Annotated in this window: 20 protein-coding genes; 11 read left to right on the top strand and 9 right to left on the bottom strand. The window is 69.3% G+C overall.

Annotation, left to right across the window (positions count from 1 at the left end; translation table 11 throughout):
* The 3 genes from sufD to ACYVIO_RS42410 are packed head-to-tail and all read right to left on the bottom strand — an operon-like array spanning position 1 to position 3,298.
* Positions 1-1,191 (bottom strand): Fe-S cluster assembly protein SufD, encoded by a 1,191-nt coding sequence (gene sufD / locus ACYVIO_RS42420; RefSeq protein ID WP_460656692.1) that lies wholly within the window; start codon positions 1,189-1,191, stop codon positions 1-3.
* Positions 1,191-2,603, bottom strand: coding sequence for a Fe-S cluster assembly protein SufB (sufB, locus tag ACYVIO_RS42415; protein WP_460656691.1), 1,413 nt, complete (start codon positions 2,601-2,603; stop codon positions 1,191-1,193). Before sufB ends, sufD begins: the two co-directional genes overlap by 1 nt.
* Positions 2,600-3,298 carry a helix-turn-helix transcriptional regulator gene (locus tag ACYVIO_RS42410; RefSeq protein ID WP_460656749.1) on the bottom strand — a complete coding sequence of 233 codons (699 nt, stop codon included), beginning with the start codon at positions 3,296-3,298 and terminating at the stop codon, positions 2,600-2,602. The genes sufB and ACYVIO_RS42410 overlap by 4 nt, the downstream gene beginning before the upstream one ends.
* Positions 3,299-3,464: 166 nt before the next feature.
* Here ACYVIO_RS42410 and ACYVIO_RS42405 point away from each other — a divergent pair, with 166 nt between their 5' ends.
* The 3 genes from ACYVIO_RS42405 (at position 3,465) to ACYVIO_RS42395 (ending at position 6,001) form a co-directional block, all read left to right on the top strand.
* Positions 3,465-4,190, top strand: coding sequence for an ABC transporter ATP-binding protein (locus ACYVIO_RS42405; protein WP_344171420.1), 726 nt, complete (start codon positions 3,465-3,467; stop codon positions 4,188-4,190).
* Positions 4,187-4,990, top strand: a complete 804-nt coding sequence (locus tag ACYVIO_RS42400) for an ABC transporter permease (protein ID WP_460656690.1) — start codon at positions 4,187-4,189, stop codon at positions 4,988-4,990. The genes ACYVIO_RS42405 and ACYVIO_RS42400 overlap by 4 nt, the downstream gene beginning before the upstream one ends.
* Positions 4,991-5,071: 81 nt before the next feature.
* Entirely contained in the window at positions 5,072-6,001 is a 930-nt protein-coding gene (locus ACYVIO_RS42395; RefSeq protein ID WP_460656689.1) for a COX15/CtaA family protein, read from the top strand.
* A gap of 63 nt (positions 6,002-6,064) precedes the next feature.
* Here ACYVIO_RS42395 and ACYVIO_RS42390 read toward each other — a convergent pair whose 3' ends face one another.
* Entirely contained in the window at positions 6,065-7,105 is a 1,041-nt protein-coding gene (locus ACYVIO_RS42390; protein ID WP_460656688.1) for a ScyD/ScyE family protein, read from the bottom strand.
* 196 nt (positions 7,106-7,301) lie between these two features.
* A complete protein-coding gene (locus ACYVIO_RS42385) occupies positions 7,302-8,276 on the bottom strand; it encodes a heme o synthase (RefSeq protein WP_460656687.1) in 975 nt (324 codons plus the stop codon).
* A 286-nt stretch (positions 8,277-8,562) separates the two neighbouring features.
* Between ACYVIO_RS42385 and tkt the strand changes: the two genes are divergently transcribed.
* Genes tkt through ACYVIO_RS42350 form a run of 7 tightly spaced genes read left to right on the top strand, consistent with a single transcriptional unit; the run spans position 8,563 to position 17,866 of the window.
* The gene (tkt, locus tag ACYVIO_RS42380; RefSeq protein WP_460656686.1) at positions 8,563-10,740 is read left to right on the top strand and encodes a transketolase; all 2,178 of its coding nucleotides are present in this window, start codon (positions 8,563-8,565) and stop codon (positions 10,738-10,740) included.
* A 28-nt stretch (positions 10,741-10,768) separates the two neighbouring features.
* Positions 10,769-11,878 (top strand): transaldolase, encoded by a 1,110-nt coding sequence (tal, locus tag ACYVIO_RS42375; RefSeq protein ID WP_460656685.1) that lies wholly within the window; start codon positions 10,769-10,771, stop codon positions 11,876-11,878.
* Positions 11,875-13,488: a glucose-6-phosphate isomerase gene (locus ACYVIO_RS42370; RefSeq protein ID WP_460656684.1), complete on the top strand. Its 1,614-nt coding sequence runs from the start codon at positions 11,875-11,877 to the stop codon at positions 13,486-13,488. Before tal ends, ACYVIO_RS42370 begins: the two co-directional genes overlap by 4 nt.
* On the top strand, positions 13,485-15,035 hold the full coding sequence (zwf, locus tag ACYVIO_RS42365) for a glucose-6-phosphate dehydrogenase (RefSeq protein WP_460656683.1): 1,551 nt from the start codon (positions 13,485-13,487) through the stop codon (positions 15,033-15,035). Before ACYVIO_RS42370 ends, zwf begins: the two co-directional genes overlap by 4 nt.
* Positions 15,032-16,216, top strand: a complete 1,185-nt coding sequence (locus tag ACYVIO_RS42360; RefSeq protein WP_460656682.1) for a glucose-6-phosphate dehydrogenase assembly protein OpcA — start codon at positions 15,032-15,034, stop codon at positions 16,214-16,216. Before zwf ends, ACYVIO_RS42360 begins: the two co-directional genes overlap by 4 nt.
* A complete protein-coding gene (pgl, locus tag ACYVIO_RS42355) occupies positions 16,213-16,956 on the top strand; it encodes a 6-phosphogluconolactonase (protein WP_460656681.1) in 744 nt (247 codons plus the stop codon). The genes ACYVIO_RS42360 and pgl overlap by 4 nt, the downstream gene beginning before the upstream one ends.
* Positions 16,957-16,978: 22 nt before the next feature.
* On the top strand, positions 16,979-17,866 hold the full coding sequence (locus tag ACYVIO_RS42350) for a hypothetical protein (protein ID WP_460656680.1): 888 nt from the start codon (positions 16,979-16,981) through the stop codon (positions 17,864-17,866).
* Here the strand turns inward: ACYVIO_RS42350 and ACYVIO_RS42345 are convergent.
* A complete protein-coding gene (locus ACYVIO_RS42345; protein WP_460656748.1) occupies positions 17,863-19,065 on the bottom strand; it encodes a CopD family protein in 1,203 nt (400 codons plus the stop codon). The genes ACYVIO_RS42350 and ACYVIO_RS42345 overlap by 4 nt on opposite strands.
* Positions 19,066-19,223: 158 nt before the next feature.
* Here ACYVIO_RS42345 and ACYVIO_RS42340 point away from each other — a divergent pair, with 158 nt between their 5' ends.
* Positions 19,224-20,039: an isocitrate lyase/PEP mutase family protein gene (locus ACYVIO_RS42340; protein WP_460656679.1), complete on the top strand. Its 816-nt coding sequence runs from the start codon at positions 19,224-19,226 to the stop codon at positions 20,037-20,039.
* Positions 20,040-20,116: 77 nt separating this feature from the next.
* Here ACYVIO_RS42340 and ACYVIO_RS42335 read toward each other — a convergent pair whose 3' ends face one another.
* From ACYVIO_RS42335 to tpiA, 3 genes are read right to left on the bottom strand one after another with little or no spacing between them, the layout of a single operon-like run.
* A complete protein-coding gene (locus ACYVIO_RS42335) occupies positions 20,117-20,476 on the bottom strand; it encodes an RNA polymerase-binding protein RbpA (RefSeq protein ID WP_460656678.1) in 360 nt (119 codons plus the stop codon).
* A 15-nt stretch (positions 20,477-20,491) separates the two neighbouring features.
* Complete coding sequence (gene secG, locus ACYVIO_RS42330) at positions 20,492-20,725, bottom strand: preprotein translocase subunit SecG (protein ID WP_077013974.1); 234 nt, start codon at positions 20,723-20,725, stop codon at positions 20,492-20,494.
* A complete protein-coding gene (tpiA, locus tag ACYVIO_RS42325) occupies positions 20,722-21,540 on the bottom strand; it encodes a triose-phosphate isomerase (protein ID WP_460656677.1) in 819 nt (272 codons plus the stop codon). The genes secG and tpiA overlap by 4 nt, the downstream gene beginning before the upstream one ends.
* Positions 21,541-21,545: the final 5 nt, after the last annotated feature.

Below are 21,545 nucleotides of genomic sequence, written 5' to 3'. Positions count from 1 at the left end.
TCAGGCCTTGGCCGCCGCGCTCAGCTCGGCCGTACGGGCCAGCTTCTGCTCGATCACCTCGTGCAGGTGCTCGGTCACCTCCGGGACGCCGATCCGCCCGATGATGTCGTTGAAGAAGCCCGACACCACCAGCCGGCGCGCCACGTCCTCGGGGATGCCGCGGGCCTGCAGGTAGAACAGCTGCTCGTCGTCGAACCGGCCGGTCGCCGAGGCGTGCCCGGCGCCCTCGATCTCGCCGGTCTCGATCTCCAGGTTCGGCACCGAGTCGGCGCGGGCGCCGTCGGTGAGCACCAGGTTCCGGTTCAGCTCGAAGGTGTTGGTGCCCTCGGCCGCGGCCCGGATCAGCACGTCGCCGATCCACACCGAGCGGGCGTGGTCTCCGGCCAGCGCGCCCTTGTAGAGCACGTTGGACTTGCAGTTGACCGCTTCGTGGTCGACGAAGAGCCGGTTCTCGTGGTGCTGACCGGCCTCGGCGAAGTACACGCCCAGCAGCTCGGCGTCGCCACCCGGACCGGCGTACCGGACGTTGGTGGACAGTCGCACGATCTTGCCGCCGAGGGTGACCGCGACGTGGTTGAGCTTGGCGTCGCGACCGACGACGGCGTCGTGCTGGCCGACGTGGATCGACTCGTGGTCGCCCTGCTGGATCGTGACGACCCGCAGCTCGGCGCCGTCGCCGACGACGATCTCCACGTTCGCGCCGTACTCGCCGGAGCCGGAGTGGTCGATGATCACGGTCGCGCGGCTGTGCCGGCCGGCCTCGATCACGAGGTGGCCGTAGCCACGGCCGCCGAGACTGGCGACGTTCACGTGCACGGGCTCGGTCAGCTCGGCCTCGACCGGGATGCGGACCGCGAGTGCGTCAGCGGCGTGCTTCCACGCCACGGCGGCGATCCGGTCCTGCGGGGTGAGCGCCTTGACCGCGTCGATCGCGATCGTCTCGACCACGACGCCCTCGGGGCCGCGGGCCTCGATCTTCGGCGACTCGGTGCCGGCCTCGTCGGCGTACAGGCCCTTGAGCGCCTTGACCGGGGTGAAGCGCCACTCCTCCTCGCGACCGTTCGGCACGGCGAAGTCGGCCACGTCGTACGACGTGGTCCGCTCGCTCCGGGCCTGCAACGGCACCGGGGAGCCCGGTCCGTGGGAGTGGCCCTGGTTACCGGTGGCAACCAGGGTTTCGGTGGCGGTCATCAGCCGACGGCCCCTTCCATCTGCAGCTCGATCAGTCGGTTCAGTTCCAGCGCGTACTCCATCGGGAGCTCGCGGGCGATCGGCTCGATGAAGCCGCGGACGATCATCGCCATCGCCTCGTCCTCGGCCATGCCCCGGCTCATCAGGTAGAAGAGCTGGTCGTCACTGACCTTGGACACGGTCGCCTCGTGCCCCATCGCGACGTCGTCCTCGCGGACGTCGACGTACGGGTAGGTGTCGGAGCGGCTGATCGTGTCGACCAGCAGCGCGTCGCAGCGCACCGTGGACTTGCTGTGGTGCGCACCCGGCGCCACCTCGACGAGCCCCCGGTACGACGTCCGGCCGCCACCGCGGGCGACGGACTTCGACACGATCGAGCTGGAGGTGTACGGCGCGTTGTGCACCATCTTGGAGCCGGCGTCCTGGTGCTGGCCCTCGCCCGCGAACGCGACCGACAGGGTCTCGCCCTTGGCGTGCTCGCCCATCAGGTACACGGCCGGGTACTTCATCGTCACCTTGGAACCGATGTTGCCGTCGATCCACTCCATCGTCGCGCCCTCTTCGCAGGTGGCGCGCTTGGTGACCAGGTTGTAGACGTTGTTCGACCAGTTCTGGATCGTCGTGTAGCGGCAGCGGGCGCCCTTCTTCACGATGATCTCGACGACCGCGGAGTGCAGCGAGTCCGACTTGTAGATCGGCGCGGTGCAGCCCTCGACGTAGTGGACGTAGGCGTCCTCGTCGACGATGATCAGCGTCCGCTCGAACTGGCCCATGTTCTCGGTGTTGATCCGGAAGTAGGCCTGCAGCGGGATGTCCACCTTGACGCCCTTGGGCACGTAGATGAACGAGCCGCCGGACCAGACCGACGTGTTCAGCGCGGCGAACTTGTTGTCGCCGACCGGGATCACCGAGCCGAAGTACTCCTGGAACAGCTCCGGGTACTCCTTCAGGCCGGTGTCGGTGTCGAGGAAGATGACACCCTGCTCCTCCAGGTCCTCACGGATCTGGTGGTAGACGACCTCGGACTCGTACTGCGCGGCGACGCCGGCGACCAGGCGCTGCTTCTCCGCCTCCGGGATGCCGAGCTTGTCGTAGGTGTTCTTGATGTCCTCGGGAAGCTCTTCCCAGCTGGTCGCCTGCTTCTCGGTCGACCGGACGAAGTACTTGATGTTGTCGAAGTCGATGCCGGACAGGTCGGCACCCCACGACGGCATCGGCTTGCGGTCGAAGAGCTTCAGGCCCTTCAGCCGCAGGTCGAGCATCCACTCGGGCTCGTTCTTCAGCGCGGAGATGCCACGCACCACGTCGGCACTGATGCCGCGCTGGGCGACCGCGCCGGCGGCGTCGGAGTCGGACCAGCCGTACTGGTAGTTACCGAGGCCTTCCAGTTCGGGGTGAGCGGTTTGCGTCATCGTGCAGTCCTCGCAGATTCGCCGTCGGATACAGGAGAAACCGGCTGGGAGCCGGGAATGTGTGTCGTGCAGACACCGTCGCCGTGCGCGATGGTGGCCAGTCTCTGGACGTGCTTGCCGAGCAACCGCGAGAAGACCTCGGTCTCGGCCTCGCACAACTGGGGGAACTGCTCGGCCACGTGCGCGACCGGGCAGTGGTGCTGGCACAGCTGCTCGCCGGCACCGGCCTGCTGGGTGGAGGCGGCGTACCCGTCGCCGGTCAGCGCCTGGGCCAGCACCTCCGCCTTCTCGCCGTCGGGAGCCGCGTCCAGCAGTTCGCGGTACCGGTCCTCGACCTCGGCGACCCGGCGCCGGGCGAACTCCGCCACGGCCTGGTCACCGCCGGCCTCGGCGATGAACTGCAGCGCGGTCGCGGCCAGGTCGTCGTAGGCCTGGTGGAACGCGTGCCGGCCGGAGTCGGTCAGCACGAACACCTTGGCCGGACGGCCCCGCCCGCGCGGTCCGTAGATCCGCTCCTCGCGGGACTCGACCAGCCCCTCACCGAGCAGGTGGTCGAGGTGCCGGCGGACCGCCGCCGGGGTCAGTTCGAGCCGTTCGGCCAGCACCGCGGCACTGGACGGCCCGTTGGTCAGGATCGAGCGGGCGACCCGGTCCCGGGTGGACTCGTCGCGTGCCTGAGCGCTGCCCGAAGGCAGGCTGTTCCCCCTGGTGGAGGACGACGCGGGAGTTTTCACAACAACAGTGTCGCGTAAATGCCAGGGCCCTTCAAATAAGGCTGCCCTAACCGGTTCACGCCGTTCCGCCTCAGCCCAACCAGGACCGTGAGCAGCGTCACGTCGACGGGTTTCCTACACTGCGTACGTGCCAGTCGCGGTGGAGATCGACAACCTAGTCGTCCGGTACGGCGAGAAGACCGCTGTCGACGGCCTCACTCTCACCGTAACCGGCGGGACAGTCACGTCCGTGCTCGGCCCCAACGGGGCGGGCAAGACGACCACGGTGGAGACCCTCGAGGGGTTCCGCCGTCCGGATTCCGGCGCGGTCCGGGTGCTCGGGCTCGACCCGATCGCCGACCACGACGAGCTGATGCCACGGATCGGCGTGATGCTGCAGGAGGGCGGCGCGTGGTCCGGCGTACGGGCGCTCGAGATGCTCCGGTACGTCGCCTCGCTGCACGCCCACCCGCTCGATCTGCCGGCGCTGGTCGAGCGGCTCGACCTCGGCACGTGCGGCAAAACGCCGTACCGGCGGCTGTCGGGCGGGCAGAAGCAGCGGCTGTCGCTGGCCCTGGCGATCGTCGGGCGGCCGGAGATCGCATTCCTGGACGAGCCGACCACCGGCCTGGACCCGCACGGCCGCCGCGAGATCTGGCAGCTCATCCGCGACCTGCGCGAGGACGGCGTCACCGTCGTACTGACGACGCACGCGATGGACGAGGCCGAGCAGCTGTCCGACCAGGTGCACGTGCTGTCGGCCGGCAAGGTGATCGCCTCCGGCAGCCCGGACGCCCTGACCGACCACGGCACCAAAACGCTCGAGGACGTCTACTTGGCGTTGACTGCACCACCCGCGCGGGAGACGAAGTGAGCAGGACTGTGCCGGAGACTCCAGTAACCGCCTACACCCCCAGGCCCGGCTCCGCGCCGTGGCCGCGCAAGGTGTTCGCGCACGCGCAGATGGAGTTCCGGCTGCTCCTGCGGAACGGCGAGCAGTTGCTGCTGGCGCTGGTGATCCCGCTCGGACTCCTGCTGTTGCTGGGTGGCACCGGTCTGGGCGACCGGCTGCCGCTGGGTGACGGTCGGGCTGTCGACCTCGCTGTACCGCGGGTCCTGGCGCTGGCGGTGCTGTCCACGTCGTTCACCTCGTTGGCGATCGCCACCGGGTTCGAGCGCCGGTACGGCGTCATCAAGCGCCTCGGTGCCTCACCGCTGTCCCGGACCACACTGCTGGCCGGGAAGATCGGCTCGGTCCTGGCCATCCAGGTGGTCCAGCTGGTCGTCCTGATCGGCGCGGGCTTCGCGCTCGGCTGGAAGCCGGTCGGCGGAGTCGACGCGGTGGTCGGCATCGTCCTGATGGTCCTGTGCGGAACGGCGGCGTTCGCGTCGCTCGGACTGCTGATGGCCGGCATCCTGCGCGCCGAGGCGACGCTGGCCGCGGCCAACCTGCTCTACCTGCTGCTCCTGGTCGGCGGCGCGATCATGACGCCGGTCGACGAGTACCCGAAGGGCATGCAGGGCATCGTCCGCCTCCTGCCGAGCGCAGCACTGGCCAACGGCTTCGCCCACTCCACCGTCCAGGGCGTCATCCCCTGGGCCGCCGTACTGTCGTTGACGCTCTGGGCCGCGGTGCTCGGGTACGTGGTGTCCCGGACCTTCCGCTGGGACTGAGTGATACCTCTCACCACCGGCGGAGACACCGTGCCCACCCGTCACTGTTCGTTCTGGCAGGCACATTAGAGTGTGCCGGTGATGAGCACCGAGACCCCGGCCCCCGCCACCGAGCCGCCCGTCACCGGATTCTGGCGTCTGCTGCCCGAGCCGAGCCTGGACGTCGTCCGGCGCTGGGGCTGGGTGTCCGTGATCGTCAACATCGGCATCGTGGTGACCGGCGGTCTGGTCCGGCTGACCGGCTCCGGCCTCGGCTGCCCGACCTGGCCGTCGTGCACCGACTCGTCGTACGTGCCGCACCCGGAGCTCGGGATCCACGGCGCGATCGAGTTCGGCAACCGGATGCTCGGGTTCGTGGTCGCGATCGTCGCGATCGGCACCTGGCTGGCCGTGATGCGGTACCGGCCGAAGCGCAAGGACCTGCGCCGGCTGGCGACCGCGGCGGCGCTGGGCGTCCCGCTGCAGGCCGTGATCGGCGGCGTCAGCGTGCTAACCGGGCTGAACCCGTGGATCGTGTCTGCGCACTTCCTGGTCTCGCCGATCATCATCACGCTGACCGTGTCGATGATGCGCCGGTCGCGCACGAGCCCTTATCCACATACTCCCCCGGTGGTCCGCGCCCTGGCGACCGCCTCGGTGGTGGCGGTCTGGCTGGCCGTTGCCCTCGGCACCCTTGTCACCGGCGCCGGCCCGCACTCGGGTGATCCCGACACCGGCCGGAACGGCTTCGACGAGGAGCTGATCAGCCAGCTGCACGCCGACGTGGTGTTCGCGCTGCTCGGCGTCTCGATCGCGCTGGTGATCGCGACCCGCGTCACCGCGACGTCGCGGACGCTGCGCAAGCTGGCCGCGTGGCTGCTCGCGATGGAGCTGCTGCAGGGCGTCGTCGGCTTCACCCAGTACTTCACCGGCCTGCCCTGGGTGCTTGTGCTGATCCACATGTTCTTCGCCGCCGTACTGATCGCGCTGGTCACCGCCGTGTACGCCGAACGCGGTACTCCCGCTACGTAGAACAGCACCCGGGGCGTCCGGTCGGGTGAGACGGCCGGACGCCCCGGGCTGTTCGGGGAGGGACTACCTCACGCGGTAGATCGCTCCTGGACCGAAGACGGGCGACGAGACGTACAGGTCACCCCATCTGCTCCACGCTGCACCGCTGGGCAGCTGAAGCTTGCCGCGGGCCACCTCCTTGCGGGGACCGCCGTTGTGCCACTTGTTGGGCCACTGGACGATCAGCGAGCCGACAGCGGTCGGCTGACCACTGACCTCCCACCTGAGCCAGCTGTCACGTGCCAGCTGTACGGCGGCGATCGCACCGCGCGGACCACCGGCCAGGTCGACGATCGACGTGTAGCCGTCGGCCCACCGCTGGCAGTTGCCCTTGTTCGGCTTGTACGGGTCACACGTCGCGCCCACCGAGCCCGGCTTGATCCGCCAGATCTGCGACGTGCCCGGTGTGGCCGGGAAGCCCCGCAGCTCGCCGACGTACCAGTAGCCGTCAGAGCCGACCGTGACCGACGTAGCGACAGCCTCGCTGACCACCGGCGTACCGGCCGGCGGGAAGTCCGGCGGCGGTGGGTAGCCCGTCGGGACCTTGACCGTGCGCGGCTTCAGCCGGGCCACGGTCTTGATGTGACCGTTCGGCCAGACCCGCAGCAGGTCGTTGTTGGCGGCGTCGGCGACCAGGACCGTACCGTCACGCAACGCGGCCACCCCGAACGGGTTGGACTCGGTCGGGCTGTCGGCCTGGTTGTACGGATCCGGGTCCTTCGACTGGTACTTGCCGATGTCGGCGATCTTCAGCGGCGCCTTGCCCGGCCGCAGCTTGTACAGCGTCGCGGCGCCCGGCGTGAGCGGCGCTCCCGGCTCACCTCCGGCTCCGGTCAGCGCGTACGTCGTACCCCAGACGTTGGTGTCGATGGCGGGTGCGAAACCGCCTGGGACCGTACCGAGCTTGCGGATCTTGTGACCGCTGGACCAGGCCTCCCACACCGAACCGTCGCCGGTGCTGTAGATGATCCTGGACCAGAACGTCGAGACACCGCGCGGCGAGTCGATGCCGGTGACGACCGGCTTGAGTCCATTACCGCCGGTCGCTTCGGACGGAGCGGCCACCAGAACCGATCCGACCAGCACGGCCGCCGAAACAGCGGCCAGACGTGCTTTGGTAACCCCCACTAGTTCCCCCTAGTGTCCTGCCTCCCCAGGGTGGAGTGTGGCTCCACAGACCACCCCATGGCAGCACCGAGAAGCGAGCAGGTCAACGGGAGGACTCTGCGCTTCCAAACGGATGCCGACAGCAACCAGTAGATCAGTGCAGCAAGGGGTCGATTGCCGCGGCGATGAACAGCAGCGCCAGGTAGATGTTGGAGAAGTGGAAGAGGCGCATCGGGCGTAGGGCCGGGCCCTCGGCGCCGGTGTGGGCTCGGGCCAGGAGGGCGAACGCTTCGCGGAGGAAGACGACACCCAGGATGACAGCGGCGAGCGGGTAGACGAAGCCGGTGTCGGCGACCGGCCAGAGGGCCAGCGAGGTGATGACCATCAGGATGCTGTAGACGAGGATCTGCCGCGCGGTGGCGACGGGAGTGGCGACCACCGGCAGCATCGGTACGTCGACCGAGGCGTAGTCCTCGCGGTAGCGCATCGCCAGCGCCCAGGTGTGCGGCGGCGTCCAGAGGAACACCACGCCGAACAGCACCAGCGGCGTCCAGGCCAGGTCGTTGGTGACCGCGGTCCAGCCGATCAGGGTCGGGAAGCAGCCGGCGATCCCGCCCCAGACGATGTTCTGCACGGTCCGGCGCTTGAGCACCATCGTGTAGACGAACACGTAGAACAGGTTCGCCACCAGCGCGAGCACCGACGACAGCCAGTTGACGAAGAAGCCGAGCTCCAGCGTGGCCAGCACGCCGAGCACGATCCCGAAGACCATCGCCGAGCGCGGGCTGACCGCGTGCCGCGGCAGCGGGCGGCGGCGGGTGCGGCGCATCTGCTCGTCGATGTCGCGGTCGAGCACGCAGTTGATCGTGTTCGCGCTGCCGGAGGCGAGGATCCCGCCGACCAGCGTGGCGGCCACGACGCCCAGCCCGGGGACTCCCCCGGCGGCCAGGAACATCACCGGCACGGTCGTGATCAGCAGGAGCTCGATGATGCGCGGCTTGGTCAGACCGACGTACGCCTTGATCACGTCGCGTACCGACGGACTGGGCACCTCAAGGGGAGCAGCCTCGGTCGGCAGCGGCGCCGGGTACGACGTCGTCGCGGCTGGACGCGGGTCGACGGCCGTCACGAACACCTCGAACTATTGGGGTTGACGCCGGGGACCGGCGCTGACGGTTAGAGAGTCTACGACGCCCCGTAGGAGGTGCCGAACCACCCCCTGCCACAGTCGATCGACGGGTGCTGGTGACCTAACAGACAACCCCACCGGTTACACACTTGGGAACAACAGTTACGACATCCGGGTTGCCAGGGATGAAGGGTGATCAGGAGGCTGGCGAGTAGGCTCGCAGCGATCATTCTGTGCCCCAGAAACGTGCCGTGAATGTACTGCCATCGAGAGGAGCGCCGCCGGCGTGACGGAGAAGACCAGCAGCAAGCTTGAATGGACCGATGTCGACCAGCGCGCGGTCGACACCGTGCGGGTCCTCGCGCTGGACGCCGTGGAGAAGGTCGGCAACGGCCACCCCGGAACGGCGATGAGCCTCGCCCCGGCCGCGTACCTGCTGTTCCAGAAGGTGATGCGGCACAACCCCGCCGACCCGCACTGGGCCGGCCGTGACCGTTTCGTCCTCTCGGCCGGGCACTCCAGCCTGACCCTCTACATCCAGCTGTACCTGGCCGGTTTCGGCCTGGAGCTGGACGACCTGAAGTCGCTGCGGACCTGGGGCAGCGCGACTCCCGGCCACCCGGAGTACAGCCACACCCCCGGCGTCGAGACGACCACCGGCCCGCTCGGCCAGGGTGTCGGCAACGCGGTCGGCATGGCGATGGCGGCCCGGCGTGAGCGCGGTCTGCTGACCCCCGACGCGGCCGCCGGCGAAGGTCTCTTCGACCACCGGATCTACGTGATCGCCTCCGACGGCGACCTGGAGGAGGGCGTCTCCTCCGAGGCCTCGTCGCTGGCCGGGCACCAGAAGCTCGGCAACCTGACGGTGATCTACGACGCGAACAAGATCTCCATCGAGGACGACACCAACATCGCGTTCTCCGAGGACGTCGCGGCCCGCTACGCGGCGTACGGATGGGACGTCCACGACGTCGACTGGACCAACGGCGGCACGGGCTACGAGGAGAACGTCCAGGCCCTGTACGACGCGATCGAGGCCGGTCACGCCGTCACCGACAAGCCGACCTTCATCCGCCTGCACACGATCATCGGCTGGCCGGCACCGAACGCGCAGAACACCGGCAAGATCCACGGCTCGGCCGCGGGCGCCGCCGAGGTGGCCGCGACCAAGACGGTCCTGGGCTTCGACCCGGAGCTGACCTTCGAGGTCGCGGACGACGTGATCGCGCACACCCGTGGCGCCATCGACCGTGGCAAGGCGCTCCAGGAGGAGTGGAACACCAAGTACGACGCCTGGCGGCAGGGCGCTCCCGAGCAGGGCGAGCTGTACGACCGGCTCACCAAGCGTGAGCTGCCGGCCGGCTGGAAGGACGCGCTGCCGACCTGGGAGGCCGACGCGAAGGGCGTCGCCACCCGCGCGGCGTCCGGCGAGGTGCTGACCAAGGTCGCGCCGGAGCTGCCGGAGCTGTGGGGCGGCTCGGCCGACCTGGCCGGCTCGAACAACACGACTCCCAAGGGCCAGCCGTCGTTCATCCCGGCCGAGCACGCCACCAAGGAGTTCCAGGGCAACGAGTACGGCCGGGTGCTGCACTTCGGCATCCGCGAGCACGGCATGGGCTCGGTGATGAACGGCATCGCCCTGCACGGCCTGACCCGCCCGTACGGCGGAACGTTCCTGGTCTTCAGCGACTACATGCGCCCGGCCGTCCGGCTGGCCGCGCTGATGAAGCTGCCGGTCACGTACGTGTGGACGCACGACTCGATCGGCCTCGGCGAGGACGGCCCGACCCACCAGCCGATCGAGCACCTGGCCGCGCTGCGCGCGATCCCGGGCCTCGACGTGGTCCGCCCGGCCGACGCCAACGAGACCGCCGCCGCGTGGGCGACGATCCTCGAGCACACCGACCGCCCGGCCGGCCTGGTGCTGACCCGGCAGAACGTGCCGACCTTCCCGCGCGGGACCGACGGCTACGCCACCACCGAGAACGTGCACAAGGGCGGGTACACGCTGCTCGACACCGACGGCACGCCCGACGTGGTCCTGATCGGCACCGGCTCGGAGCTGCAGCTGGCCGTCGAGGCCCGCGAGACCCTGGCCGCCGAGGGCGTCAAGGCCCGCGTCGTGTCGCTGGTCTCCCGTGAGTGGTTCGACGAGCAGGACGACGCCTACCGCGACTCGGTGATCCCGCCCGCGGTCAGGGCGCGGGTCTCGGTCGAGGCCGGCATCAAGCTCGGCTGGCGCGACCTCGTCGGCGACGCCGGGCGCAGCGTCAGCCTGGAGCACTACGGCGCTTCGGCCGACTACAAGCGGCTGTACTCGGAGTTCGGCATCACCGCCGACGCCGTCGTACAGGCCGCGAAGGACAGCCTTGCCGCGGCAGCCGAGCTCGGTGGCAGCGGTGTACCGGCAGGACGTGCCGCGGCCGGACCGGTCGGTCCGGCGGACACCTACGCCGCCAACTGACAACCAAGAACATCGGAGGCTTCGGACAATGAACGACCGTTTGAAAGACCTCGCCGACGCCGGCGTCTCGATCTGGCTCGACGATCTCTCCCGTCAGCGACTGACCAGCGGCAGCCTGGCCGCCCTGATCCACGACCAGCACGTCAGCGGGGTGACCACCAACCCGACGATCTTCGCCAAGGCGATCTCGGACAAGAACGCCTACGCCGAGCAGGTCGAGCGGCTGTCGGCCGAGGGTGTGTCGACCGACCAGGCGATCCGGGTGATCACCACCGACGACGTCCGGAACGCCGCGGACCTGTTCAAGCCCGTGTACGACGACACCGACGGTGTCGACGGCCGGGTCTCGATCGAGGTCGAGCCCGGGCTGGCCCGCGACACCGCGAAGACCGTCGAGCAGGCCAAGCTGCTGTGGGACATCGTCGGCCGCGAGAACGTCTTCGTGAAGATCCCGGCCACCAAGGAAGGCATCCCGGCGATCGCCGAGACGCTGGCCGCCGGGATCAGCGTGAACGTGACGCTGATCTTCTCGCTCGACCGCTACAAGGCCGTCGCGGACGCGTTCCTCACCGGCGTGGAGAAGGCGATCGACAACGGGCACGACGTGACCAAGCTGGGCAGCGTCGCCTCGTTCTTCGTCAGCCGCGTCGACACCGAGATCGACAAGCGACTCGATGCCATCGGCACCGACGAGGCGAAGGCCCTGAAGGGCAAGGCGGGAATCGCCAACGCGCGCCTGGCCTTCGAGGCGTACGAGGAGATCTTCTCCTCCGACCGCTGGCGCGAGATCGAGACCGTCGGCGCGAAGCCGCAGCGTCCGCTGTGGGCGTCGACCGGCGTCAAGGACCCGGCGTACAAGAGCACCATGTACGTCGAGCAGCTGGTCACCCAGGGCGTCGTCAACACGATGCCGCAGGCAACGATCGACGCGGTCGTCAAGGAAGGCGACATCACCGGCGACACCGTGCGCGGCGACTACGACGGCGACCGCAAGGTGATCGCGGACCTGGAGAAGCTCGGCATCTCGTACGACGAGGTCGTGCAGCTGCTCGAGGACGAGGGCGTCAGCAAGTTCGACGCCTCCTGGTCGGAGCTGCAGAACACCGTCACCGCGGCCCTCAAGGCGGCGGCCAAGTGAGCACTCCCGCCGTCAGCACCGCCAACGGTGACTGGGGATCGACGATCGACCGGCTGGTGTCGGAGAAGATCGCGTCCCGGATCGCCGCCAAGGACGCCACCGTCTGGGGTCCGGAGGCCGAGTCCGAGTCGGCCATCCGGCTGAGCTGGGTCGACCTGCACGACTCGTCGCGGCCGCTGCTGGCCGAGATCGAGGCCCTGCAGGCCGATCTGCGGGCCGAGGGCCTGGACCGGATCGTCCTGGCCGGCATGGGCGGCTCGTCGCTCGCGCCGGAGGTGATCACCCGGACGGCCGGCGTCGAGCTGGTCGTCCTGGACTCCACCAACCCGAGCGTGATCGCCCGTGCGCTGGCCGGTGACCTGCAGCGCACGGTGATCGTCGTGTCCAGCAAGTCCGGCGGCACGGTCGAGACCGACAGCCAGCGCCGGGTCTTCGTGAAGGCCTTCACCGACGCGGGCATCGACGCTTCCTCGCGGGTCGTCGTCGTCACCGACCCGGGGTCGCCGTTCGAGAAGCTCTCGGCCGACGAGGGCTACCGCAAGACCTTCCTGGCCGACCCGCACGTCGGTGGGCGCTACAGCGCGCTGACGGCGTTCGGTCTGGTCCCGTCGGCTCTGGCTGGCGCGGACGTGGCCGAGCTGCTCGACCAGGCAGCCGAGGCGGCTCCGGCGCTGCAGGCGGACTCCGCTGCCAACCCGGCCCTCGTGCTCGGCGCCGTACTGGCTGCCAGTGCGGGACGGGACAAGGCGATCATCGCGGCCGAGGGCTCCGACATCGTCGGCTTCCCGGACTGGGCCGAGCAGCTGATCGCCGAGAGCACCGGCAAGAACGGCAAGGGTGTCCTGCCGGTCGCGGTGAAGGGCGTGCACGCGCCCGAACTGCACAGCACGGCGTCCGACCTGGTGCACGCGCTGCTCGCCGACAAGGCGAACAGCGACGTACCGACCGCTCTCACGTCGGGTTCGCTCGGCGGGCAGTTCCTGCTCTGGGAGACGGCGACCGCGGTCGCCGGGTACCTGCTCGGGATCAACCCGTTCGACCAGCCGGACGTGGAGAGCGCCAAGAAGGCCGCGCGTGGTCTGCTCGACGCGCAGCCCGAGCCTGAGGCTGCCGCGTTCACCGACGGTGCCGTGGAGGTTCGCGGGACCGACGGCCTGCTCGACGGTGTCGACACCGCCAAGGGCGCGCTCGACGCGCTGCTCGGCCAGCTCGCCGACGACGGGTACCTGGCCGTCATGGCCTACCTGGACTCCGAGCGTGACGAGAACCTGATGGCGATCCGCCCGGCGCTCGCGTCGAAGACAGGTCGCCCGGTGACCTTCGGCTGGGGCCCGCGGTTCCTGCACTCGACCGGCCAGTACCACAAGGGCGGCCACCCGCAGGGCGTGTTCCTGCAGATCACCACCTCGGAGTCCACCGACGTGGAGATCCCGGACCGGCCGTTCACGTTCGGGACGCTCATCTCGGCGCAGGCCGCGGGTGACGCCGGCGTCCTGGCCGACCGCGGCCGACCGGTGCTGCGGCTGCACCTGACCGACCCGCAGGCCGGCGTACAGCAGCTCATCTCCCTACTCGACGCACACGACAAGTCGGAGGCAAGCGGCCGATGACCGCTGAGTTCGAAGAAGAGTCGCCCGGCCCGGTGAACCCCCTGCGGGATCCCCAGGACCGGCGGCTCCCCCGGATCGCCGGGCCCTCCAGTCTGGTGATCTTCGGTGTCACGGGCGATCTGGCCCGCAAGAAGCTGATGCCGGCCATCTACGACCTGGCGAACCGGGGGCTCCTGCCCCCGGGCTTCGCCCTGGTCGGGTTCGCGCGGCGCGACTTCACCAACCAGGATTTCGCGCAGATCGTCCACGACTCCGTCAAGGAGCACGCCCGGACGCCGTTCCGCGAAGAGGTCTGGCAGCAGCTGGCCGAGGGCTTCCGGTTCGTGCCGGGCGACCTCACCGACGACGAGGCGTTCAAGCGACTGCGGGAGACCGTGGACGAGCTGGACGTCAACCGCGGTACGGGCGGCAACCACGCGTTCTACCTGTCGATCCCGCCGGGCCTCTTCCCCAAGGTGGTCGAGAAGCTCAAGCAGCACGGCCTCGCCGACGAGACGCCGGGATCCTGGCGCCGGGTCGTCATCGAGAAGCCGTTCGGGCACGACCTGAAGAGCGCGCGTGAGCTCAACCACGTGGTCGAGTCCGTGTTCCCGCCCGAGGCGGTCTTCCGGATCGACCACTACCTGGGCAAGGAGACCGTCCAGAACATGCTGGCGCTGCGGTTCGCCAACGCCATGTTCGAGCCGGTCTGGAACAGCCACTACGTCGACCACGTGCAGATCACGATGGCCGAGGACATCGGCATCGGCGGCCGGGCCGGGTACTACGACGGCATCGGCGCGGCCCGGGACGTGATCCAGAACCACCTGCTCCAGCTGCTCGCGCTGGTCGCGATGGAGGAGCCGGTCAGCTTCGACGCGTGGTCGCTGCGGCAGGAGAAGAAGAAGGTGCTCGCGGCGGTCAAGCTGCCCGAACGCCTCGACCTGCACACCGCCCGCGGTCAGTACGCCGCCGGCTGGGCCGGTGGCACCAAGGTGAAGGGCTACCTGCAGGAGGACGGCATCCCGAAGTCCTCCGCGACGGAGACCTTCGCGGCGATGCGCGTCGACGTGGACACCCGCCGCTGGGCCGGCGTCCCGTTCTACCTGCGCACCGGCAAGCGCCTCGGCCGCCGGGTGACCGAGGTCGCGGTGATGTTCAAGCGCGCCCCGCACCTGCCGTTCACGGCGACCGAGACCGAGGAGCTGGGACAGAACGCCCTGGTGATGCGGATCCAGCCGGACGAGGGCATCACGATGCGCTTCGGCGCCAAGGTGCCGGGCACGATGATGGAGATCCGCGACGTGAACATGGACTTCGCCTACGGCGGGTCGTTCACCGAGTCCTCCCCCGAGGCCTACGAGCGGCTGATCCTCGACGTGCTGCTCGGCGACCCGCCGCTGTTCCCGCAGCACACCGAGGTCGAGCTGGGCTGGAAGATCCTCGACCCGGTGATCAACTTCTGGGCCGACCACGGTCAGCCGGAGCAGTACGACTCCGGTGGCTGGGGCCCCGACTCCGCCCACGAGATGCTCGCCCGCGACGGACGCGCCTGGAGGCGGCCATGATCATCGACCTGACCGGTACGACGTCGAGCGAGATCGCGTCGGCGCTGCTGAAGGCCCGCCGCAACGCGGGCTCGCCGGCCATGGGCATGGTCGGCACCATCGTGGTGGTCGTCGACGAGGCGTCCCACCACGACGCGATGAAGGCCGCGAACGAGGCCGGCCGCGAGCACCCGTCGCGGGTGCTCGTCGCGATCCTGCGGCCGGGGCGCGGCGAAGGCGGGCTGGACGCGGAGGTCCGCGTCGGCGAGGGCGTTCCGGGCGAGGCGGTGCTTCTGCGGCTGCACGGCGAGCTCGCGAAGGTGCCCGAGTCGGTCGTCACTCCCCTGCTGCTGCCCGACTCCCCCGTCATCGTCTGGTGGCCGGGCGGTGGGCCGAAGGTGCCCGCCACCGACCCGCTGGGCAAGCTCGGCCGGCGCCGGGTCACCGACGCCGCGGCGACGCGACGGGCCTCGGTGGACTTCACCGCACGCGCCGAGGGCTACCGGCCGGGCGACACCGACTTCGCGTGGGCGCGGCTGACGCCGTGGCGTGCGCTGATGGCGGCCGCCCTGGACCAGTACCCGGCGCACGTCACGGGCGCGGAGGTCGTGTCGGCGAAGGGCAACCCGAGCGCCGACCTGATGGCCGCGTGGCTGCAGTGCAAGCTGGGCGTCGCTGTCGAGCAGAAGACGTCCCGCGGGCCGGGTCTGACCGCCGTACGGATGTTCACGCCTGCTGGTCCGATCGAGTTGAGCCGGCCGGACGGGTCGATCGCGACGTTCAGCGTTCCTGGTCAGCCTGACCGACCGGTCGCGCTCAAGCGTCGTACGCCGTCCGAGCTGCTGAGCGAGGAGCTGCGGCGGCTCGACCCCGACGACGTGTACGCGCAGACGTTGGCGTGCATGGTCGAGCGGGAGGCGATGCCGGCCGAGGCGAAGAAGGTCAGCGCGACCGACCGGCGTTCGGCGCAGTCGGCGGCCGAGAAGGCAGCTGTGCGTACGGCGGGGGTCTCCGGCAAGGCTGCTTCGACGGCACTGGAGGCTCACGCGGCCGACGCGAAGAAGAAGGCGCCGTCGAAGGCCGCAGTCAAGAAGACTGCCGCCGCGAAGAAGACGGCGGCCGCGAAGGCGACCCCCAAGAAGGCGACTGCGAAGAAGTCAGCCGCCAAGAAGTCGGTCAAGCGGGTGGCTGGGCGCTCATGACTTCAGAACCAACTGTTCTGGTTGCGCCGGATGCCGAGGCGCTGGCGGCCGCGGTTGCTGCTCGGTTCGTCACCCGGCTGATCGACGCTCAGGCCGGCCGCCGGGTGGCGCACGTCGTACTGACCGGTGGTCGGGTGGCGTCGGCTGTCTACCGCGCGGTGGCCGAGTCCTCCGCCCGTACGGCGATCGACTGGCAGCGGGTCGAGTTCTGGTGGGGCGACGAGCGCTTCCTGCCGGACGGCGATGCCGAGCGCAACGCCACGCAGGCCTGGGACGCACTGCTGTCCAAGGTCGACGTGGACCCGTCCAAGGTCCACGAGATGGCCGCCGACACCGGCCAAGGCCCAGAAGCAGCAGCAACCGCGTACGCGGAAGAGCTGACAGCGGCCGCCACGGCATCAGGCGAGACGGCCCAAGTACCGGCCTTCGACCTCTTGATGCTGGGCGTCGGGCCGGACGGGCATGTGGCTTCGCTCTTCCCCGGCTTCCCGCAGCTCACGGTCGACAACACCTCGGCCGTGGCGGTGCACGACTCCCCCAAGCCCCCGCCGACCCGCGTCTCGCTGACCTTCCCGGCGCTCGCGCAAGCGGCGGAGATCTGGTTCGTCGTGGCCGGCGAGGACAAGGCCGACGCCGTACAGACCGCCCTTTCCGGCGGCGACGTACCGGCCACGACACCACAGGGCAAAGAACGCACCCTGTGGCTGCTCGACAATGCGGCAGCTTCAAAAATCAAGTAATTCCTCTTGTAAACTCCGCGGCATGTTCAAGCGCATGATTGCCGTCACGGCCGGACTCTCCCTGGCCGTGACGGCTTTTGTCGTCTCGGCCGGCGCGGACGACGTTCAGGCCGCCACTCCGATCCTGATGGGCGTGCACGACAAGACCGCGCCCGCCGACCTCGCCCAGCGCTATCCCGGCGTCCAGGCGACCCGGGAGTTCGTCGACGGCGTGCAGAAACCCACCGTCGACCTGCGCACGAAGTACGACGCGGTCGCGAAGAAGCCCTGGGCGGCCGGACTGATCCCGTTCGTCAGCATCAAGACCGATCCCGCGAAGACCGGCAGCGGCGCGTACGACGCGCGGTTCCGCGAGCTCGCGGAATGGTTGAAGAACAAACCCGAAACATTTTTCATCTGGTACCACGAGCCGGAGGACAACATGTCCGGCCCGGTCTTCGCGAAGGCATTTCAGCGCGTCCGCGACGTGATGAAAACAGCGAATCCAGGAGTGAAGGTCGGCTACTCCGCAATGGCCTATCAATGGGGATTCCCCAAGTCGACCAAGGACCCGAAGCCCTGGCGGGTCGCCGCCGACTTCTACGGCGCCGACACCTACAGCGGCGGCACGCAGCCCGCGACCGCGATCCTGTCCGAGCACAAGGGCCACCAGCGCTGGTACGACGAGTTGGTACTCAAGACCCCCGGCGCCTCGACCAAGTGGGGGCTGACCGAGCGCGGCTTCAAGCAGACCAAGAGCGACACCCGGCGCGCCGCCGACATCGACCGCGAGACGGCGTACCTCAAGACGCTGAAGACGCCGCCGAGCTTCTACCTGTACTGGAACACACCCGGGACCGAGGGCGACGCCGACCTGGTGAACGGCCCGAAGGCCCAGGCCGCCGTCGCCCGGCTGGTCGCCGCGTTCTAGCCGCTCACCTCGGCCGTGGCGGGCTCCTCCGTCACGGCCTGCCCCTCCGCCCGCGTTTCGATCCCCTTCTGGATCTGGTAGCGGGCCACGAACGAGACCACCAGCGCGACGAAGAGCAGCACCATCGCCAGCGCGACGCCACCGGTCGGCGGCGGGTCCGCCTCCAGCCCGACCTCCTCGCGCGACGAGCCGTTCAGGAACGGCATCACCGCGAGCACGCCGATCCCGAGCGCCGACTCGATCAGCACCACCTTGGGGAAGTGCCCGAGCACCAGGTGGAACAGGCCGCGCCGGTCGCCGGCCGCGCGCACCCGCGCGATCTTCGGCAGCAGCACGGCCTCGTTGAACGCGCCGAGCCCGAGGATCGAGAACACCAGCAGGACCTTCAGCAGCAGGTACTTGCCGTACGTCGTACCGAGGATGTCGCCGACCGACACCGACCCGACCGCCGTCCACGCCTCCAGCAGCCCCGACACCAGCAGCAGCGTCACGCAGACCTGCGCCATGATGCTGAACCGCTGCCACAGCGAGGCCCAGATCAGGCCACCGCTGTCCTGCGCCAACTGCTTGCGGGCCAGCGCCAGCCCGGACAGCACCAGCAGCGACCCGATCCAGAAGCCACCGGCGTACGGGTGCACGGTGGTGACCACGTGGGTCGCGAAGTACGCCGCCTCGAGGTCGGCGGGCCGGCTCGGGACCATCAGGAACAGCGCGGCGACCAGGATCACGACGACCCCGATCCCCGCGATCTTGTCGACGTGCCGTCGTACCGGCCGGAAGAACAGGCTCATCAGCAGCAGGGCACCGAGGCTGTAGATCAGCGCTTGCAGGCCGGCGGTGACGCCGGAGAAGAACCACGCGTTCTTGGGCGCCGCGGTCTGCAGGTAGTCCCAGATCGCCGAGGGCTGCATGCCCTCGGAGAACGCCATGCCCTTGGTCGCACGGGTGACCTTGCCGGCGAACTGCGGGTACGTCGCGAGCAGCAGCGCGGTCCCGGCGATGGCGAGCAGCACGGCCGACCGGTTCCGCAGGGCGCGCCGGTCGGACTCGCTCTCGGTCCGGTTGAGCACCGGCCGCAGGACGAAGGTGTGGAACAGCACGCTGCCGCCGGCCAGACCGGTACTGAGGAAGTAGCAGGACTTGGTCAGGATCCGCCAGAGCTGCGGATACGCGTACAGCGTCTCCGCCGCGTCAACCATGATCGCCACGAGGGGCCTCCTTCGGGTCGCCGGCTTCCAGGCGGGAAGCGGCGGTACCGAAAGTTACAGCCAGACCTTCCTTTGTAGCCAACATTACATCCATACTGTGGACAACTCGTTCGGCGCCGGCCGAACCGAGACTGCGGGAAGATCGTGGGATGACAGAGTTTCGTGAGCTGCACAAGGCGTCGTTCGTGATGCCGAACGCGTGGGACGCCGGGAGCGCGATCGTGCTGGCCGAGGCCGGCTTCACCGCGCTGGCGACGACGAGCGCGGGAATCGCGTTCTCGCTCGGCGCGGGCGACCACACGCTGCCCGACGGCGCGCCCTCGGTGCCGATCGACGTGATGTTCGAGCGGATCCGGCAGATCACCGACGCGGTCGGCGTCCCGGTGAACGGCGATCTGGAGGACGGGTACGGCGCCCGGCCGGAGGACGTCGCGAAGACGATCCGGCTGGCCAAGGACGCCGGTCTGGCCGGCGGCAACATCGAGGACTACGACGGCCGCGAGCTGTACGCCGAGGAGTTGTCGGTAGAGCGGATCGTCGCCGCACGGGAGGCGGCCGGGCCGGACTTCGTGCTGACGGCTCGCACGGACGGCCAACTGCTCAAGGAGCCCACTCCCCTGGCGGACTCGATCCGCCGGGCGAACCTGTTCCGCGAGGCCGGCGCGGACTGCCTGTACGTACCGGGCGTCAACGACCTGGATCAGCTGCGCACGCTGGTGCAGGAGATCGACGGCCCGCTGAACGTCGTCATGGGACTGGGCAGCTCGACGCTGACCGTCGCCGAGGTGACCGGCGTAGGTGTCACCCGGATCAGTCTCGGCGGCAGCATCGCCCGGGCGGCACTGGGCTTCGTACGCCGGGCCGCCGAGGAACTGCAGACCCACGGCACGATGAGCTTCGCGGAGGGACAGATTCCGCAGGGCGAGCTCAACCAGCTCTTCGCCCGGTACGCCGCACAGCACTGAGCACCGGAGCGGAACCCGGCGGCAACGCGAACACCCGGGCGGTCCGTTGAGGACTGCCCGGGTGTACGACGTACCGGCTAGAAGATGATCTCGCCCTTGGAGCGGCGGGCGCGCAGGCGTTCCAGGGCCTCTTCGAGGATCTGGGCGGCCTCCTGCTCGCTGCGCCGTTCCTTCACGTACGCCAGGTGCGTCTTGTACGGCTCGATCTTCGTCGGAGGTGGCGGGTTGTTCACGTCGGTGCTGGTCGGCAGACCGCACCGCGGACAGTCCCACGCCTCCGGAACGGCCGCCTCGACGGCGAAGACAGTCGCGGTCTCGTGCCCGTTGGCACAGAAGAAGACCACGCGCTGCCGGGGCGCGGCCTCGCCGCGCTCCGCCTCGCCCATCGGTCCAGCTCCGACCCGGCTGCCACGAATGGCGCCACCACTACCAGCCACGTGAGCTACTCCCTCTCAGCCGAGCTTGTACAGCAGGCCGAGCGCGACGATGGCCGCGAACCAGATCAGACCGACACCGATCGTGATCCGGTCGAGGTTCCGTTCGGCGACCGACGAGCCGCCCAGGCTGGACGACACCCCGCCACCGAACAGGTCGGAAAGGCCACCACCGCGGCCTTTGTGCAGCAGCACGAGCAGCGTCAGGATCAGGCTGCAGATGACGACAACGATCTGAAAAGCGAGAATCACGAGGAGTAGCCTAACTGAAGGTCCAGGTAACGACAGATACCGGCGAACTCGTCCACCTTGAGGCTCGCTCCCCCGACCAGGCAGCCGTCGACGTCCGGCTGGGCCATGATGCCACCTGCGCTGCTCATCTTCACCGACCCCCCGTACAGAATTCGCACCGAGTCGGCCACTGCGGGTGAGAAGGTCTCCTCGAGCCGGACGCGGATCGCGGCGCAGACCTCCTGCGCGTCCTCCGGGGTCGCCACCTCGCCGGTGCCGATCGCCCAGACCGGCTCGTAGGCGATGACGAGCTTGCGCACGTCGTCGGCCTTCAGCCCGGCCAGCGCGCCGTCGATCTGGTTCACGCAGTGCGCGACGTGGCCGTCGGCCTTGCGGATCTCCAGACCCTCACCCACGCAGACGATCGGGGTCAGCCCGGCCGCCAGCGCCTTGGTCGCCTTGGCGTTGACGAGCGCGTCGTCCTCGCCGTGGTACTGGCGGCGCTCGGAGTGCCCGACCAGCACGTAGGTGCAGCCCAGCTTGGTCAGCATCGCGGCCGAGATCTCGCCGGTGTAGGCGCCCTCGTCGTGCACGGACACGTCCTGCGCGCCGTACACGATCTTCATCCGGTCACCGTCGACGAGCGTCTGCACGCTGCGGATGTCGGTGAACGGCGGCAGCACCGCCACCTCGACCCGCGCGAAGTCGTGCTTTTTGTCCTGCAGCGTCCAGCTCAGCTTCTGCAGCAGGTGCACGGCCTCGACGTGGTTGACGTTCATCTTCCAGTTGCCCGCCATCAACGGCGTACGGGCAGCTGTGCCTTCAAAGGCAGCCATTCGTC

Source organism: Kribbella endophytica (assembly GCF_054781295.1).
This window is presented reverse-complemented; position numbering and strand designations above follow the sequence as displayed.

What these genes read in the sequence shown, in the direction of transcription:
- pgl (WP_460656681.1), top strand. Translation starts at nt 16,213, where the DNA reads ATGACTTCAGAACCAACTGTTCTGGTTGCGCCGGATGCCGAGGCGCTG.
- tal (WP_460656685.1), top strand. Translation starts at nt 10,769, where the DNA reads ATGAACGACCGTTTGAAAGACCTCGCCGACGCCGGCGTCTCGATCTGG.
- sufB (WP_460656691.1), bottom strand. Translation starts at nt 2,603, where the DNA reads ATGACGCAAACCGCTCACCCCGAACTGGAAGGCCTCGGTAACTACCAG.
- ACYVIO_RS42395 (WP_460656689.1), top strand. Translation starts at nt 5,072, where the DNA reads ATGAGCACCGAGACCCCGGCCCCCGCCACCGAGCCGCCCGTCACCGGA.
- ACYVIO_RS42360 (WP_460656682.1), top strand. Translation starts at nt 15,032, where the DNA reads ATGATCATCGACCTGACCGGTACGACGTCGAGCGAGATCGCGTCGGCG.
- tpiA (WP_460656677.1), bottom strand. Translation starts at nt 21,540, where the DNA reads ATGGCTGCCTTTGAAGGCACAGCTGCCCGTACGCCGTTGATGGCGGGC.
- ACYVIO_RS42345 (WP_460656748.1), bottom strand. Translation starts at nt 19,065, where the DNA reads ATGGTTGACGCGGCGGAGACGCTGTACGCGTATCCGCAGCTCTGGCGG.
- zwf (WP_460656683.1), top strand. Translation starts at nt 13,485, where the DNA reads ATGACCGCTGAGTTCGAAGAAGAGTCGCCCGGCCCGGTGAACCCCCTG.
- ACYVIO_RS42340 (WP_460656679.1), top strand. Translation starts at nt 19,224, where the DNA reads ATGACAGAGTTTCGTGAGCTGCACAAGGCGTCGTTCGTGATGCCGAAC.
- ACYVIO_RS42350 (WP_460656680.1), top strand. Translation starts at nt 16,979, where the DNA reads ATGTTCAAGCGCATGATTGCCGTCACGGCCGGACTCTCCCTGGCCGTG.
- sufD (WP_460656692.1), bottom strand. Translation starts at nt 1,191, where the DNA reads ATGACCGCCACCGAAACCCTGGTTGCCACCGGTAACCAGGGCCACTCC.